12 protein-coding genes are annotated in these 16,727 nt (G+C 72.6%); 3 read left to right on the top strand and 9 right to left on the bottom strand.

All coding sequences use genetic code 11. The features are described from left to right. Positions 1–12 precede the first annotated feature (12 nt). Positions 13–1,218: a DNA polymerase III subunit beta gene (gene dnaN, locus ACG83_RS35330; protein WP_054570579.1), complete on the bottom strand. Its 1,206-nt coding sequence runs from the start codon at positions 1,216–1,218 to the stop codon at positions 13–15. Between the two features lie 441 nt (positions 1,219–1,659). On the opposite strand from dnaN, the gene ACG83_RS35325 reads away from it, so the two are divergent. The 3 genes from ACG83_RS35325 to ACG83_RS35315 all read left to right on the top strand — a co-directional run bounded on the left by ACG83_RS35325 (position 1,660) and on the right by ACG83_RS35315 (position 8,146). Further along, positions 1,660–2,976 carry an acyltransferase gene (locus ACG83_RS35325; protein WP_054570578.1) on the top strand — a complete coding sequence of 439 codons (1,317 nt, stop codon included), beginning with the start codon at positions 1,660–1,662 and terminating at the stop codon, positions 2,974–2,976. 428 nt (positions 2,977–3,404) lie between these two features. Continuing rightward, the gene (locus tag ACG83_RS45605; RefSeq protein ID WP_054570577.1) at positions 3,405–5,465 is read left to right on the top strand and encodes a lytic transglycosylase domain-containing protein; all 2,061 of its coding nucleotides are present in this window, start codon (positions 3,405–3,407) and stop codon (positions 5,463–5,465) included. A 134-nt stretch (positions 5,466–5,599) separates the two neighbouring features. Continuing rightward, on the top strand, positions 5,600–8,146 hold the full coding sequence (locus ACG83_RS35315; RefSeq protein WP_235498381.1) for a sensor histidine kinase: 2,547 nt from the start codon (positions 5,600–5,602) through the stop codon (positions 8,144–8,146). A gap of 126 nt (positions 8,147–8,272) precedes the next feature. Here the strand turns inward: ACG83_RS35315 and ACG83_RS35310 are convergent, their stop codons facing one another. The 8 genes from ACG83_RS35310 to ACG83_RS35275 form a co-directional block, all read right to left on the bottom strand. Further along, complete coding sequence (locus ACG83_RS35310; protein WP_035949000.1) at positions 8,273–9,346, bottom strand: sugar phosphate nucleotidyltransferase; 1,074 nt, start codon at positions 9,344–9,346, stop codon at positions 8,273–8,275. Between the two features lie 149 nt (positions 9,347–9,495). Further along, positions 9,496–10,407 carry a glycosyltransferase family 2 protein gene (locus ACG83_RS35305; protein ID WP_054570575.1) on the bottom strand — a complete coding sequence of 304 codons (912 nt, stop codon included), beginning with the start codon at positions 10,405–10,407 and terminating at the stop codon, positions 9,496–9,498. 17 nt (positions 10,408–10,424) lie between these two features. Continuing rightward, positions 10,425–11,555, bottom strand: a complete 1,131-nt coding sequence (locus ACG83_RS35300) for a glycosyltransferase family 1 protein (protein WP_006538404.1) — start codon at positions 11,553–11,555, stop codon at positions 10,425–10,427. 64 nt (positions 11,556–11,619) lie between these two features. Continuing rightward, positions 11,620–12,948, bottom strand: a complete 1,329-nt coding sequence (locus tag ACG83_RS35295) for a glycosyltransferase family 1 protein (RefSeq protein ID WP_054570681.1) — start codon at positions 12,946–12,948, stop codon at positions 11,620–11,622. A 414-nt stretch (positions 12,949–13,362) separates the two neighbouring features. Then, a complete protein-coding gene (locus ACG83_RS35290; protein WP_054570574.1) occupies positions 13,363–13,551 on the bottom strand; it encodes a hypothetical protein in 189 nt (62 codons plus the stop codon). 94 nt (positions 13,552–13,645) lie between these two features. Next, positions 13,646–14,359: a class I SAM-dependent methyltransferase gene (locus tag ACG83_RS35285; RefSeq protein ID WP_054570573.1), complete on the bottom strand. Its 714-nt coding sequence runs from the start codon at positions 14,357–14,359 to the stop codon at positions 13,646–13,648. Beyond that, a complete protein-coding gene (locus ACG83_RS35280) occupies positions 14,356–15,684 on the bottom strand; it encodes a glycosyltransferase family 4 protein (protein ID WP_054570572.1) in 1,329 nt (442 codons plus the stop codon). Before ACG83_RS35280 ends, ACG83_RS35285 begins: the two co-directional genes overlap by 4 nt. Then, positions 15,674–16,618 carry a glycosyltransferase family 2 protein gene (locus tag ACG83_RS35275; RefSeq protein WP_054570571.1) on the bottom strand — a complete coding sequence of 315 codons (945 nt, stop codon included), beginning with the start codon at positions 16,616–16,618 and terminating at the stop codon, positions 15,674–15,676. Before ACG83_RS35275 ends, ACG83_RS35280 begins: the two co-directional genes overlap by 11 nt. Positions 16,619–16,727: the final 109 nt, after the last annotated feature.

Raw genomic sequence — 16,727 nt, 5'->3', positions numbered from 1 at the left:
CCGTGCCGGCGGTCAGGCCGCGCCGGTGCGGATCGGCATGAGCAGGTAGCGGTAGTCCTCCCCGTCGTCCTTGCCGGTCAGCACGGCAGGGCTGGAGGAGGTGGTGTTCGGGTCCACCGCGGAGAACCCGATCACCACCTCGTCGCCCTCGACCGCGCCCAGGCCGTCGAGCAGGAACGCGGGGTTGAACAGGACCGACAGCTCGGGGCCGGTGTACTCGACCGGCACCAGCTCGCAGGCCTGCGCGCCACCGCCGTCACCGGCCTCGGCGAGGACCTGGCCCGCCGAGAAGGTGAAGCGCAGCGGCGCCGTCCGGGTGGCGACCAGCGCGACCCGGCGCACCGCCGACGCGAGAACCGACGTCTGCGCGGTGACGGTGAACGCGGACGCCTCCGGCAGCAGCCGACGGTAGTTCGGGAAGGTCCCCTCCAGCAGGCGCACGATCGTCTGCCGGCCGTTGACCGAGAGACCGAACCGCGCGACCCCGGTGTCGTCGACGCCCATTCCGAGCGCGATCCGCGACGCGCTGGTCGGCAGTCGGGCGATGTCCGCGAGCAGCCGGGCCGGCACATGCGCGACGGCCTCGGGATCGTCGACGGTGGGCTGCCAGGGAATCGTGCGCAGCGCGAGCCGGTAACGGTCGGTCGCGACCAGGCTCAGCCCGCCTCGGGCGATCTCCAGACGGACGGCGGTGAGGACCGGCAGCGAGTCGTCCCGGCCCGCGGCGGGTGCCACCTGCGCCACCGCCGCGGCGAAGCCCAGCGTGTCGACCTCGCCCACCGGCGGCGGGAACACCGGGAGAACCGGGTAGTCCTCGGCGTCGAGCGTGGGGATACGGAAGCTCGCGGTGCCGCATTCGATGGTCACGCGGGTCGCGGTGGCCCACACGACCACCGGAGCATCCGGCAGGTTGCGCACGACGTCGGCCAGTAGGCGCCCGGGAACAACCACCCGGCCCGGTTCGGTGACGACGGCCTCGACCGGGGCCCGGGCCGCCACCTCGCCATCGAAGGCCGAGATCTCCAGAGCCGGCGCACCACGGCCCCGGGAGCGCTCGGCGGCGTGGTCCGAGTTGTGGTCCGAGGCGTGGTCCGGCAGCAGGGCCTCCAGGAGCAGGCCGGTCAGGACCTGCTGTGCGCCACCCGTCGGCTTCGGCAGATGGCGGGCGACCCAGCCCGTAGCGTCGGCGAGTACGTCGCGTTCCACGCTGAACCTCATGCTCGGATTGTCTCGCCGGACGAGGCCGAATCTCCGCATTCCGCAAAGCCTCGCCGCGACGGCGCCGCGCCCGGGCCACGGCCGCTCAGGTCACCGCGCCTCCCTCGACGCTGCTTCGGTGCCGCTTCGACGCCCCCTCGACGTGCCGGCGGGGCGCCCGTCGGTCAGCCGGCCGCCGGCCCTCGGGTACGCCCCACCGCTACCCGCCCGGCCCCCGGTGGGGAGTCTCCCGGGGCCGGAATGCCTTCCGCCGCCGCAGGACCGGCCACCACGATTCGCGGCCACCCGACCAGCTCCCGGGATCCGGTTCAGATATTGAGTGAGACCATTCCGGAGCACCTTCGGGCGCCTGGCCGGTACCGGGTTCGACCGACGGTAAAAGGCAGGTCTATTGTCGTCGCCAGTATCGTCCTGAACCGTTGGTGCCCGTGGGGGGACGCCATGCTGGAAAACCTGACCGCAGCTACGCGCAGCGAATCCGCGCGACCCGTCGAGAGCACGCCGAGGACACCTTCCGGTGGGCACAATCCCGCGCTCGACGGGCTGCGCGCGCTGGCGGTGCTGACCGTGTTCTTCCACCATATGGGCCTGGTACCAGGGGGTTATCTGGGGGTCGACCTCTTCCTGGTGCTCAGTGGGTTCCTCATCACCGGCCTGCTACTGGCCGAGCGTGACCGTGAAGGCTGGATCTCCCTGCGCGCCTTCTGGGCACGCCGTGCTTTCCGTCTCCTCCCCGCCTTCTACATCTTTGTAGCAGCAGGGATCCCACTCGTCCTGCTCTTCAAGGACGCGGACGATCAATGGCAGTTCCTGCGCAACGGTCTCGCCGCGGTCTTCTACGTGGCAAATATTCAGCGCACGCTGAATCCCCCGGACAGCGGCGCGTGGTTCGGTCATGTGTGGACGCTCTCACTGGAAGAGCAGTTCTACCTGGTCTGGCCGATCGCGCTGGTTGCGATCTGCCGCAACGGCCGGCTGCGCCGCTGCCTGCCGGAGATCCTGATCAGCCTGGTGATCATCGTGCTGATCTGGCGTGAGGTGCTGATCTCCACCGGCGCGTCGAACCTGCGCATCTACTACGCCCCCGACACCCGGTTCGACTCCCTGCTCGTCGGCTGTCTGCTCGCCGTCTGGCGCTACGACTCCCTGCGCGGCTGGGTCTCCCCTCGCCACGCGGCCCGCGCCACCGCGGACGCGATCCTCCGGCGGGTGGCGTCCTTCAGCCCCGTCGCACTGGTCGCCATCGTGGTCCTCTTCGCCACCGGGCCCGATCTGGTCGGCCGACCGACCTGGATGGCCCGCGGCGGCTATCTGCTCGTCGCCGTCCTCGCCGCCGTCGCGATCCTGGGCGCGGACCAGCGGCGTCCGGGGTGGTACTACCGCATGCTCAGCTGCCGCCCGGCGTCCTGGGTCGGCCGCATTTCCTACAGCCTCTACCTGTGGCATTTCCCGGTGACCGGGGTCGCCAACGATTCGTTGGTCCCCCGGTACGGGCGGGTGCCCTCCGCCGGAGCCGCGCTCGTCGTCAGCCTGGGGCTCGCCTCCGCCTCGTACTACCTGGTGGAGAAGCCCGTCCAGCGCCGGCGCCCAGCCTGGGTCAATGCCCGTGGGACGGCCCCGCGCAAGGGCCGAGACACCTTCGGCTCGCCTGCCGCGGCACCTCGGCGGGCGACGACACAGCCGCTGGCCATGTCGCCGCGGCCGACGTCCGCGCCGATGACCGCGGGCGGCGAATCCGTCCCGCCCGCAGGCGGCTGACCTGCGCATGCGGGTGCTCCCGGCGGACGAGTTCACGGACTGGTCAGTCGGCGGATGGCGATCGTTTCCCCGAGCCTGTTAACTAAATAACAGCAACCATGACATCTGATCTTTTGGTAACGGAAAGCGCATCGATCTGTCACAGTTCTCTCGCGCTGGCCATCCAGCACGCGGATAGCTCGCGGTCTGCCCGACCGTTCACCGCCGACCGTTTCGGAATTTTTACACAACGTGACTGAACCGAGTGCAGCACCCACGCGTCCCAGCCCGGCGCCAACCCGGGCCGGGACGCCGTTGGCGTGCATCGACGCAGGTCAGGCCGGCGGCCCCGGTCAGGTCACGAAGAGCACGTCTGCCCCACGCGCCCTCGCGTCCTGTGGTGATCGCCCGCCCCATCGGACGCCTCCCAAGCCAGGAGGAACCTGCCGGTGAGCCGTCGCCGCCGACGTCACCAGTCCCCGACGGACCCGCGCCCCGCTGCCGCGGCCGCGAACACGCCGCAGCCGGGCTCACCGCCCGCCGACGGCGTTCCCACTCGGGTCGATCTGACCAAGCGCGTTCCGACGGCGCCGACCGTCGAGCTGCCCACCGTGGGCGGCACCGCGAAGGCAGGCAGCTCCACGAAGGCAGGCGGCACCGCGAAGGCCGGGAAGACAGGGAAGACCGCGAAGGCAGGCAGGGCGGGCAGGGCCACGAAGGCGGGCGGTGCGACGCGGGCGGGCAAGGCCGGGCCCGCGGCCAAGGGGCCGGGGCAGCGTGTCCGCGCCTCGGGTCTGGTGCGCACGACGGTGCTGCCCACCGCCGTCGCCGCCAGCCTGCTCTTCTTCTGCACCGCCGCCACCCCCGAAACCAGCGGCGACACCGGCGACCAGCTCGACACCACCAAGAACCCACCCGCCCGCGCCGGCGACTGGAAACTGCCCGACCTCGTCCCCAACACCCCACCCGAAACCAACCCCGCGGACCTCACCACCGACGAACTCGCCCAGGACGCCACCTCCGACAGCGACAGCCCCACCACCAGCATCACCCTCACCGACAGCGCCAAGAAGATCCCCACCCAGCTCCTCGCCGCCTACCAGAAGGCCGCCCAGCAACTCGCCGACGACAAACCCAGCTGCAACCTGCCCTGGGAACTACTCGCCGCCATCGGCAAGGTCGAGTCCAACCACGCCACCGGCCGCAGCATCACCACCGACGGCACCGTCACCAGCCCACTCATCCTCGGCCCCCGCCTCAACGGCACCGGCGGCAACGCCCTCATCCGCGACAGCGACAACGGCGCCCTCGACCACGACACCGTCTACGACCGCGCCGTCGGCCCCATGCAGTTCATCCCCACCACCTGGGCCGGCTCCGGCCGCGACGGCAACGGCGACGGCATCAAGAACCCACACAACATCCACGACGCCGACCTCGCCGCCGGCCACTACCTCTGCGCCCGCGACCGCGACCTCGACGACGCCGCCGACCTACGCGCCGCGATCCTGTCCTACAACCCCTCCGACGCCTACGTCCGCACCGTCCTCACCTGGCTCAACGGCTACCGCCAGGGCGGCGCCACCCCCAGCACCGGATCCACCACCACCGACTCCACCAGTTCCAGCCTGGACGACGTCCCGATCACCGATCTCACCCCCACCGGCGGGACGGACGGCACGACGGACCCCAGCCTGAGCCCGACCACGCCCGGCGCGACGCTGCCGCCGACGCCAGCCCCGGAGATCACCCTCGACCCGGGCAGCTGCGACCCGCTGCGGGCCGCCGATCTGGCCGTCGCTCTCACGGATCTCGACCCGGACACCGCCGGCGCCGAGGCGCTCGACCTCACCACCGCGCGCCTGCCCTGGCTGAACACCACCGTCACGGTCGAGGCCACCGCGACCACCACCGACGACAAAGAGATCACAACCAGCTGGACGACCCTGCAGACCGGCGACGGAACGATGGTGCCGGCGCTCCTCGCCCGGCTGCCCGGAAGCAGCCTGGCCGCGGCGGCCCTGACGGACGACACCGTCATCGTCACGCTGACCGTCACCCCCGCCGACCAGGTCTGCCCGGCCCAGATGCGGCTGCGCATCCGCAACGTCCCGTCGAGCGCCTTCGCCGCGGACCCCACCGTCCCGGCGCCCACGGCGACCCCGACGGAGGACACTCCGACAGTGACGCCGTCACCCACCGCGGCCCCGGCCACCACCGCGCCCACATCGCCGAGCGCCACCGCGGCACCGACCACCACCCCCACCACGGCGGCGCCCACCGCCACGGCCACGCCGACGGCCACCGCGACACCGACGCCGACCACTCCCGCGACGACCAAACCGGCGGCCACCACGCCGGCGGCCACCACGCCTCCCGCGAGCGCCACGGCCACCGCCAGCGCCACAGCCACCACGACCAAGGCCACGACGACCACGACCACAACAGCGCCCAGCACCACGTCGCCGGCGGCGTCCTCAACCGCGTCGCCCACGACGGGCACCAGCTGACCGGCCCCGACCAGCTCCGGGTGGGCCGCACCCACCCGGATGATCGGCCCGGAAATCCACAACTCGGCGACCATCGGGCACGACCCGGGCACACTCGTCCTGTGCCGGCAAATGCCCACCAGGCGCTCGACGCGGTGGCAGTACGGACCTTCGCCGCGATGCGGGCCCTGAACATCGCCTTCCTCGTCGCCTACGTCGTCGTCTGGCGTTCCTGGTACGCCGCACACCCCGCCGGGCTCGCCGCCGCCGTCGTGACGGCGCTCTGGGGCACCGTCTTCGTGACCGTCGCTCTTGCCCGGCCGCGGCTCGTCCGCCTGCTGGTCCCCGGCAACGTCGCCGTCGCCGTCGGTGTCAGCGCCGGTGCGGTGCTGTTCCTGCCGGCGCAATCCGTCGGTGGTTCCGCCACCTGGGTCTTCTCCGCGGCCGCCCATGCGGCGATCGTCGCCTCCTGGGCCTGCCGCCGGCGGGTTCTGGCCGCCGTGGTCGTGCTGATGGTCACGGCCCTCGTCGGCGGTGCGGCCATCGCCCAGGTCACGATGGACGACCCCGCGGCCGGCGGGAACCACACCCCGCTGGCGCGCGCGTTCGCCGCGTGCCTGCTGGTGATCGCGATCGCGGCCCTGTTCCGTCTCGCCCTCACCCGGCTCAGCACGATCGCCCGGCTGGCCGACGCCAGGCTGGGCACCGCCGCGGCGCAGCGGCAGGCGGCGGCAGTGGCAGCCGCGAGGCTTCGCGACGAACGAGAACGCGAACGGATGCTGCACGACACCGTTCTCAACACGCTGACCGGCATCGCCTGGGGAGGCGGCACCCGGGACCGCTCCGGGATCGCCCTGACCGCCGAGCAGTGCCGCTACGCGATCGACGCCGTCCGCACCATGCTGGACGGGACCGCGTCCGCCACCCGCGACCTCACCGAGCCGATGCTGCGGGTGGTGTCCGTGGCGGCGGCCCGCGGGCTACAGGTGGACGTCGCCTCGCTGCCCACCACGGACCTGCCGGAGGAGGTGGTCCGCGCGGTGGCCGCGGCCGCGCAGGAGCTGCTGGCGAACGTCCGGCGCCATGCCGGGACGGATCACGCCACCCTCACCGTCACGAACCGGCCCGGCGGCGGCGTGGACGTCGTCGTCGCCGACGCGGGCCGGGGCTTCGCCGCCGACGACGTTCCCGACGACCGGCTCGGGCTGGCCCGGTCGGTGCACGCCCGGCTCGCCGAGGTCGGCGGGCAGGCGACGATCAGCTCGGCCCCCGGGCACGGAACATCCGTCCGCCTGCGCTGGCCGGCACCAGCCCCAGCCCTGGCACCAGCACCAGGGCCGGCACCGGCATCAGTTCCGGCACCGGCACCGGCACCGGCCGGGCCTGACCGCGCGGCAGCCTCAACGGCACCAGGGCCCCTGCCACGGGGAAGGACGGCCGGCAAGGTGCCGGAATCGGCGGGAAGGCTGCCGGGAGGCGTGCCGGCGGCTGCCGGGACGTCGGCCACCGAGCTGCGGGACTCGTACGCGGCCGTGCTGCGCCGCACGGTCGCCCTCGCCGCACCGGCCTGGTTCGGCTGCACCGCCGTCATCGTGCCGCTCACCCTCCCGTCCGCCCGGTCGGTGCCGCTCGCCGTGCTCTGCTGGCCCGCCATGGCGCTGATCGTGGCCGCCGCGGCCCGGACGTCCTACCGGCGGCCGCTGCGCCGCGGCGAGGCCGTCGCCGCTATCACGCTCGCGCTGGCGGTGACCGTGGTGGTGGCGCTGAACGTCACCCAGGCCCACGGTGCGACGGGGGCCGGCGGGCCACCGAGCCGGATCAACACCTGGCCGGTGCTGGTGCTCCCGGTGCTCCTCGCCCTGCTCGCGGTGTCCCGCCTGCTGGTCGCCTGGGCTTTCGCGATCATCGCGACCATCGCGGTGCTCGGCGTGCTCGTCCTGGCCGGCTCGGACACCGGCCCGCTGGCGCTCGCCCAGCTGCTGGCCGCGGCGAACAGCCAGATCGCGCTGCAGATCATGGTGGCGATGGGCGGCCCGGTGCTGCGACGCACCGCCGACCAGGTCGCCCGAGCGCTCGAGGAGGAGACCGCCCGCGCGGCGCTGGAGCAGTCGGCGCGCGCTGTCCGGGCCGACCGGGAGCGTGGTCTCGCCACGATCGAGCAGGAGGTGCTGCCGCTGTTGGAGGCGGTCGCGGACGGTCTGCTGGACCCGCGTGACCCGGCCGTGCGCGACCGCTGCGGCCAGCGGGCGGCCGCCATCCGCCGGGCCCTGGTCACCGGCGCCGGGCAGACGCTGGGTGAGCTGGGGCCGGCAGTCGTCGAGGCCCGCGCGCGGGGGCTCGGGGTCGAGGTGCGGCTGGCCGGCGAGCCGGGGCGGATTCCCGCGCCGGTGCGTGCGCGGCTCGCGGACATCCTGCCCGGCCTGCTCGGTGCCGCGCCGGCCACCGGCGCGCAGCAGGTTGTCCTCACCCTGATCTGCGACGACACCGGCGGGCGGCTCTTCCTCACCTACCCGGCCACAGGCCCGGCCGGGACGGCCGCGGCCCAGCCGTCCCCGCTTGCACCGTCCCCGCTTCCGCCGTCCCCGCTTCCGCCGGAGGACGGAGAGGAGGAGCTCCTCTCGTTGCACCGGGACGTCGACGACAGCCAGGTCTGCCTGGAGATCACCTGGCCCGCGCTGAGCCGGCAGACCGACCCGCGGTGAGCCCGCGGCCCCTTCCGCAGCGGCAGCCCGAAGCCGCGGCCCGATGAGTGGAGGACGTTCGTCGCCAGGACGACCGAAATCCTCCACTCATCGCCCCTCGCCACCGGCGCCATGGAGGCGCCCTTGCTAGGCGCGGTCGGAGCTGAAGCGGACGGCGCCCGCGCTCAGCACCGTGCCGGGGAACACCCGCGCGCCGGCGCGCAGCTCGTTACCCGGCTCGATCACGGCGCCGTCGCCGACGACGACGTTCTCCAGCACCACGCCGTTGCCGATCACCGCCGCCCGCCCGACGACACTGTCGCGGATGTAGGCGCCCGCGCCGACGGAGGCGCGGTCGAACAGGACGGAGCCGTCGATCCGCGCCCCGGTGCCCACCGACGCACCCGCACCGATCGTCGAGCCACCGCCGATCTTGGCGTCGGTCGCCACCGTCGACCCGGGCAGTACCAGCCGGTCGCCGACCGGACCGGGCAGCGCCGAGGACGGCATCCGCCCGGTGACGAGGTCACGCGAACCGCGGACGAACGCGGCCGGGGTACCGAGGTCGAGCCAGTAGGTGTCGTCCGGGTAGCCGACCACCGGAACCCCGGAGGCGAGCAGGGCGGGAAAGGTCTCCCGCTCGACCGAGACCGGGCGCCCGGCGGGGATGTCGTCGATCACGGAACGCCGGAAGACGTAGCAGCCGGCGTTGATGAGGTTGGTGGGCGGGTCGGGGGTCTTCTCCAGGAAGGCGGTCACCCGGCCGGCGTCGTCGGTCGGCACGACGCCGAACGCACGGGGATCCTCCACCCTCGTCAGATGGAGCGTCACCGCGGCACCGGCCGTGGTGTGCCGGGTGACGAGGGCACCGATGTCGAGACCGGAGAGGATGTCACCGTTGAAGATGACCACCGGATCGTCGGGGGCTGATTCGAGGCGCTCCGCGACATTGCGGATCGCCCCGCCGGTGCCCAGCGGCTCGACCTCCGTGACGTACTCGAGAACCAGCCCGTGCTCGGAGCCGTCCCCGAAGTACTCCTCGAAAACCTCGGCCCGATAGGAGGTGGCGAGCACCACCCGGGTGATCCCCGCGTCGCGGGCACGGGCGAGCATGTGGGCCGTCACCGGCACGCCGGCAACCGGCAACATCGGCTTCGGCGCCGACATTGTCAACGGGCGGAGACGGGTTCCCTGCCCGCCGACCAGCATCACTGCGTCCATGATTCGTCAGTGTCGCAGAGCACCTCGTCGCAGTTGCGCACACCTGTCCGGGAAATCGTGCCCCCTCAACGAGAGGCCACAACCCGGACACACATGCTCTATACCGAGTTCACGAGTCGTGACGGATATCCGTTATCTGGGTGAGAGAATCAGTGCTGCCGGCGCGCCGAAGCGAGCAGGTCAGCGGACCGGGTGGCCCGCGCGCCCGCGCTGTCCCGGGCGAACGCCAGCGCCAGCAGCAGCCGGGCACCGAGGCCGACCGTGAGCGCGGCACGCAGCGGCAGGTAGGCCGGGCTGTCGTACTGCCGACACAGATAGCGGATCATGCTGCGGTGGTGCGCGATCACCATCCGGCGCGACGACCGCTTCGTCGAGTGCCCGCCGAGGTGCTCGACCACGGCGCCGGGGACGTAGACCAGCTGGTGGCCGGCCAGCCCGACGCGCCGGCCCAGATCGACGTCCTCCATGAACATGAAGTAGGACTCGTCGAAGCCGCCGACCGCCTCGAACACCTCGCGCCGCAGCAGCTGACAGGAGCCGGACAGCCAGCCGGCGGTCATCTCCCTCGGAACGCCCCGCTCGCGGCGGTAGGAGGCCGTCCAGGGGTTCGTGGGCCAGCACCACCCGAGCAGCGCGTGGCCGATGCCCCGCCCGAGCGAGGGCAGGTCACGAGCGGACGGGTACAGCGCTCCGTCCGGGTTGACGATGCCGGGGCCGAACGCACCGCCGCCGGGCCAGCGGTCGGCCGCGGCGATCAGCTCGTCCAGGCTGCCCGGGGAGAAGGCGATGTCGGCGTTCGCCACCAGCAGCCACGGCGTGGACGCACCGGCCGCCCCCCGGTTGGCGCCGGAGCCGTAGCCGAGGTTGCGGCCCGGGCGCAGCAGCGCCACCTCGGGCCGCTCACCCGCGGCACGGGTCCCGACGTCGACCTGGGGTGAGTTGTCGACCACCACGACCTCGTACTGACGGGTGGTCGACTTGGCCAACGAGTCCAGGAAGGTTCCGATGACCTCCCCGGAGTTGAAGGTGACGACGACGACCCGGATCTCCGGCTTGTCCACCGGAAAACCGTAGCGCGTCAGGCGTCGGCCACCGCACGGGCATAGCTCGCCAGGTGCGCCTCCGCCGAGGCGGCCCAGGTGAACTCGCGGGAGCGGGCGAGGCCGGCGGCCGCGAGCTGGCTGCGGCGCTCCGCGTCGTCGAGCAGGGTGCTCATCTCACGGGCGATGGAGTCCGCGTCCGGCTGGGTGTAGGCGACCGCGTCCCCACCCACCTCGGGCAGCGACAGCCGCGGTGTGGTGAGCACCGGCGCGCCGCAGGCCATGGCCTCCAGCACGGGCAGCCCGAAGCCCTCGCCGTGCGACGGGTAGGCGACCAGCTCCGAGCCGCCGAGGTAGCCCGGCAGGTCGGAGAAGCGCAGGTAGCCCGGACGGATCACGCGCAGATGGCTCGGCACCGAGGCGACGGCCGCGTCGACGTCGTCGTCCCAGCCGGAGCCGCCGGCCAGCACCAGCGCCGGCGGCTCGTCCCGCCAGTGCACCGCCTCGGCCCAGCCGCGAATGAGGTTCGGAACGTTCTTCCGCGGCTCCAGCATGCCAAGAAAAGCGACATACCGGGTGTTTCCGAGACCGAGCCGCAACCGCACCCGACGCCGGTCATCCTCCGTCGGCGGATGGAACGTGCTGGTGTCCACCCCGTGATACGCGACGTCGGTGGTGGTCGGATCGCCCTCGAGCACGCGGACGAGCTCGTCCCGCGTCGCCTTCGACGGCACGATGATGCGGTTCGCCCGGCGCACCGCCGTACGCATCGCCGAGCGGAAGAAGGTTCCCTTCACCGCGGTGTGCATCTCCGGCTCGGTGAAGAACGTGACATCGTGGATCGTCACGCACACCGGTCGTTGTGCTCGCAATGGCATTGTGTAGTGCGGGGAGTGGATTACTTCGGCATTGACCTGCTCCGCCACCAGCGGAAGGCCGGTCTGCTCCCACGCCAACCGCGCGGGCCGGTGCGCAATGGCCGCCGGGCCCGACAGGACGGTCGCCTGGGGCGCCATCCGGCTGTAGCGTTCCTCGTCCGATCGCTGGCACACCAGCGCCATGTCGGCGCCAGCCGCGCCCAAGGCGGCGACGAGCCCGTCGACATATCGCCCGACGCCACCGCGGTCGGCCGGGACCGAGGTCGCATCAACGAGCACCCGGGGTCCCACGGCGCTCCTTCCGAGACGTGCCGCCTGATTCAGTGTGGCCGCTTGCTTCTCAACGGTGGCAACACTACGCCCGCCCGTCCTCAGCGACGGACACGGCAGGGGAGCTGCTGATTCGACGGTAGAGCTCCCAGCACGATCGCGCCGCCTCATTCCAGGTAAATCCCGCCGCGCGGAGGAGTCCCGAACGCGACAGACGGCTGTGTAGCCGGGGATTCTGGACGATACGCCCGAGAGCCTCGGCAAAGCCGGCCGCATCACCGATCCGGGCCACCAGCGCGGCGTCCCCGGCGACCTCCACCAAAGCCGGCGTGTCGGACACGACCACCGGCACTCCGTGGGCCATGGCCTCGATGACCGGCAGCCCGAAACCCTCCGAGCGGCTCGGCGCGAGCAGGGCCGTCGCCCGGGAGAGCACGACCGCGAGATCCTCGTCACTGATCCGGCCGAGCGCGCGGAAACGCCCGGCCGCCGCGAGCTCGGCGAACCCGCCCGGGCCCGCGGTACCGGCACCGAGATCACCCCACCCCGCCGCTCCGACGTGCACCAACGGCAGATCGGGCGCCGCCGGGTGACGCATCGCGGCCAGCGCCGTGTCCAGCCCCTTGCGGGGCTCCATGGTCGCCAGCGTCAGCAGGTACCCCCGTTCGGGCAGGCCCAGCCGGGCGGCCCGGCGATCGGCGTCCGCCGGCACCCGCAGCACCGCGTCGGCGACCCCCTCGCCGATCACGTGCAGCCGCTCGGGATCGATCGGCAGGTGCTCGCGGACGTCCGCGGCGACGGCCTGGGTCGGCACGATCACCGCGTCGGCCTCGCGGGCGACCCGCTCCCCCATCTCGCGATGCCAGCGCACCCCGTGCGGGGTGAGGGTCTCGGGATGGGTCCACGGCACCGCGTCGTGCACCGTGACCACCAGGCGGCTCCGTCCGTCCAGGCGGCTCCGTCCATCCAGGCGGCTCCGTCCGTCCAGGCGGCTCCGTCCGTCCAGGCGGCCGCCGATCAGCGTGCGGCTTCGCGGGTCCGCGTCGCCGTGGCGACCGGTCGCCGTCCGCCGCCAGGCGGTGGCCACGTGGCGCACCCCGGGCGGGAGCGCCTCAAGGCCTCGTGGCGGCACGAGGAGCGTCGGCGCATGGACGACGTCCACTCCCCCGGGTATCGGGCCCACGCCGCGCGCCCAGGCCGCGGCAAGGGCGCGCCGTGGCAGCCCCAGGCGCAACGGCCCGAGAACACCGGGCACGGCGGCGCCCGAGACGTCGCGGCGGAACGCGCACCATCCGACGACACCGTCGCCGGGATCCGCGGTGCGAGCCAGGGCTGCGGCCAGCTCGGCGGAGTAGCGACCGGTGCCGCCGGGCACCGGCGCCAGCATCTGTTCGACCAGGAAACCGATCCGCACGGCGGTCAGTCTCCCGCGCGACGCCGGGCCCGCCGGCCTCGCCCCCTGTGACGAACTTCCGCTGCCGCCGAGCAGGACCGGAGGATCCTGGTCGGCAGCCAGCGTGCCGCCGTGCCCATGGAATGCGAACCCCACCGCGCACGGCCATCCGCCGACGACCCCGCACCGCCACGCGACACCAGCAATTCACCTTTAATAGGGGCAAAAGGGACGCGGAGTCGCCTGGCGAACCGCAAGAAGTTCGGATTTTGGTCGTTGGAACGACGAAAATCCTTCACTCTTGCGACTCGCCAAACCGGGGCCGCCGGGCCCCCGGACTGCCGGACCCCCGGGCCCCCGGGCTCCGGAACGACCAGAGTCCTCAGATCTCCCGGCTCATCCGAACGCCTCCGGGCCGGTGGGCCCTGGGCCGGGCTACTCGTCGCGGCGGCCGGCCGCCACACCCGCGACGACCATGATCACGCAGACTCCGATGCCGACCCCGTACCCCCAGGCACGCTCCCCGAACTGGTCGAAGGCCGCACCGAGCCCGAAGATCACCAGGGCGAACAGCAGAAAGGTGAGGAAGCCCGCGAGCACCTTCTGCCCGAGCGGCGCGCTCATGCCCATGCTCCAAGCCGGGCGGAGCGAACAGTCCGGACAGAGCTGACGGTTCGGGCGGAACTGAAGGGCCGGGCGGGCCTGACTGGTCGGCTGGTCACGGCTGCCTCCTGCGGGCGTGGGTCAGCACGACGCTACCGGTGGTGTCCGGCGCCCTGCGGTCGGACAGCGCCACCAACGGGGAGATCGCCGCGGCCGCGTTCCACCCGACCTTCCCGCCCTTGGCCGAAAGGTTCAGGTAGAGCCGTTCAGCCCGTTCGGAGCGAAACATGTAGGTCTGTCGGACGACCTCCAGCCCGGCCGCGTCGAGCAGCTTCGCCAGCCGCTCGCCGGGATACGTGTGCTGGACGTGGTACCGCTCCCGATGCCGGGCGAACAGGTCCGGCCAGCGCTCGGCCCGGGTCAGCGCGTCCGCCGACATCACCAGGTCACCGCCCGGACGCAGCACCCGGGCCATCTCGGCCAGCGCGGCCGGGCCGTCGTCGAAGTGCTCGATCGCGCAGACCGACATGACGACGTCGAACGTCGCGGGCGCGAAGGGCAGCCGCAGCGCGTCCCCCTCGACCAGCCCCGGGCGGTGCTTCAACCGGCTGCCGAAGGTCAGCTTGTGGCGCGCGAGGTCAAGGCTCACCGCCCGGGCACCGCGGCGAATCGCCTGGCCGGCCCAGTATCCGTCGCCGCCCGCGACGTCGAGCATCGTCCGCCCGTGCAGGTCACCCGCCCAGGAGAGCAGCGTCCCGACCTCGCGGCGGCGCATGACGTGCACCTGGTGACCGGCGTAGGCGAGGGCGTCGTCGCGTAGGGGACTCATGGCGCACAGTCTGCCTTTCCCGCGCGGTCGGCACCGGAAGGGGCCAGCACCGCGTCGAGGTAGCGGTCCCAGGCGGCGTCGGTGTCAGGTGGGGCCACCGCGGCCCGCAGCGCGGCGAGCGTCCCCGGCTCGTACAGCCGCCGCAGGGCCGCGGCGAGCGCGGTCGGGTCGTCCGGTGGGACGAGCAGGCCGTCGACGCCGTCACGCACCGACGTCGCGAGCGTCCCGACGCTGGTCGCGACGACGGGCAGACCGTGCAGGTGCGCGAGGTCGACGTTCTGCGAGGCGGTGCCGGCCCGGTACGGCAGCACCAGCGCGTCCGCGGCCGCGAACAGGCCTGGGACGTCCCGGGCCGGGACATAACCGGGACGCAGGTCGACACGGTCGCCGAGGCCCAGCTCGGCCACCAGGTCCCGGGTCGCCTCCACCCCGCCCCAGAACTCCCCCGCCACCGTCAGGCGGACGTCGGCCGGCCCGGCCGCCAGCGCGCGCAGCAGCACGTCCAGACCCTTGTACGGCCGGACCAGCCCGAAGAACAGCAGCTCACGCGAGGGCTCGGGCACGGCGACGGCCGCCGCCGGAACGGCGATCCCCACGGCGGGGTCGAGGCCGGGGTCGAAGTCGAGGGCGGGGTCGGACTCGGGGGCGGGCGGGGTCCACAGGTGGGTGGCCATCTCGGCGACCCGCACCGGGACGTCGGTGAGCGTGCCCGCGAGCTCCGCCTGGGCCTGGGTGTGCACGAGCACCGCCGAGCTCCGGCGCAGCACGGCCGAGATCAGCGGCTGGTCGACCGAGCGCCGCTCGTGCGGCAGCACGTTGTGACACAGGGCGAGGACGGTCGGGGACCGCCGACGCCGGCCGCGCAGCCCGGCGAGGATCGCGAGATAGGCCGGCGCCTGGATCGGCGTCACGACGACGAGCACGACCAGGTCGACCCCCCGCCCGCCGACGCCCTGCCCGCCGGCACCCTGCCCGTTGACACCCTGCCCGTCGACGTCCGGGCGTTCGGCGCCTGGGCCGTCGGCCGGGGCGGTTCCGGTCGGCCGCAGCTGACGGCCCAGGCGCAGCCAGGTGTCGGGCCGGCGCCAGGAAAGCGGGTAGGACGTCGCGGGGAACGGCGTCCCCTCCGGGACGGCGACCCGCTGCTGGCCCGGGTAGAGCCGAGCGGGGTACTGGCGGGACCACGACTCGATCCGCACCTGGTGCCCGCGGTCGGCCAGCCGGTGTGCCAGCTCGGTCGTGTGCTGGGCGATACCGCCCTTGTACGGATGGGTCGGCCCGATGACCGCGATCCGCGCCGCGGACCGCGTCGGGTCAGGTGTCACTGCGCGACCGGGCCACCAGGTCACCGATCAGGGCGAGGACGACGATCTGGAACCCGACCAGGATCGCGAGCAGCGTCGAGGTGGTGACCCGGAAGTCGTAGCGGATGACGTCGGCGATCAGCTTGGCGAAGCCGAGCCCCATGATCCACAGGGCGACCGGCATCAGGACCTTGATCGGGTCGAAGTACATGACCATCCGCAGCACCTGCAGGATGTACCGGCGCGCATCCCGGAACGGGTGGAACTTGGACGTCCCCGAGCGCTTGGCGTAGTCGATCGGCAGGTAGTCCACGGGATGCTGGTTGGACAGGAACGCCATCGTGATGGTCGTGACACAGGAGAATCCGGGCGGCAGCAGCCGCAGGTAGGGCAGTGAGACGTCGCGACGGAAGGCACGCAGCCCGGAGTTGAGATCAGGGATCTTCATTCCGGACAGCCGCTGCGCGATCATTCGGATGAGCCACTTCGCCGGCACACGCGCCCATTTGTGCGTGCCCTCCTCGGTGGTCCGGGCGCCGACAACCTGGTCGACATCCGGATTCTCGTCGAGGTACTGGACGAACTCGGGAATGCGCTCGTTCGGATACGTCATGTCCGCGTCGGTCCAGACGACGATCTTACCGCGCGCCTCCTGCGTCCCGATGCGCCGGGCGGTGCCCGACCCGCCGTTGCGCCGGAACGGCATCAGCCGCATGTTCGGGTACTTCGGCGCGACGTCACGCAGGACGCTCAGTGTGCTGTCGGTCGACTTGTCGTCGATCACCAGCAGTTCGTAGCTGTAGCCGCTCGCGTCCATCGCCGCGGTGATGCGCTCGAGCTCCAGGACGACGTGATCCTGCTCGTTGTAACAGGGAAGCACCACGGTCACGTAGGGCGGTGTCTCGACCGCCAGGCCGCTCTGGTGCTCGTGTGGATGGATGGCACTGACACTCACGTCGCTGTGACTCCCGGGTCGTGGTCGCGCGCCCGCGTTCCGTCCCCAGGCAGCTCGCGGGCAGTCCGCCCACCAGGGTGACACGGCTTGCTGTGGGGGCCGAACTCCG

This window comes from Frankia sp. R43 (assembly GCF_001306465.1).
Classification (GTDB): Bacteria; Actinomycetota; Actinomycetes; order Frankiales; family Frankiaceae; genus Parafrankia; species Parafrankia irregularis.
This window is presented reverse-complemented; position numbering and strand designations above follow the sequence as displayed.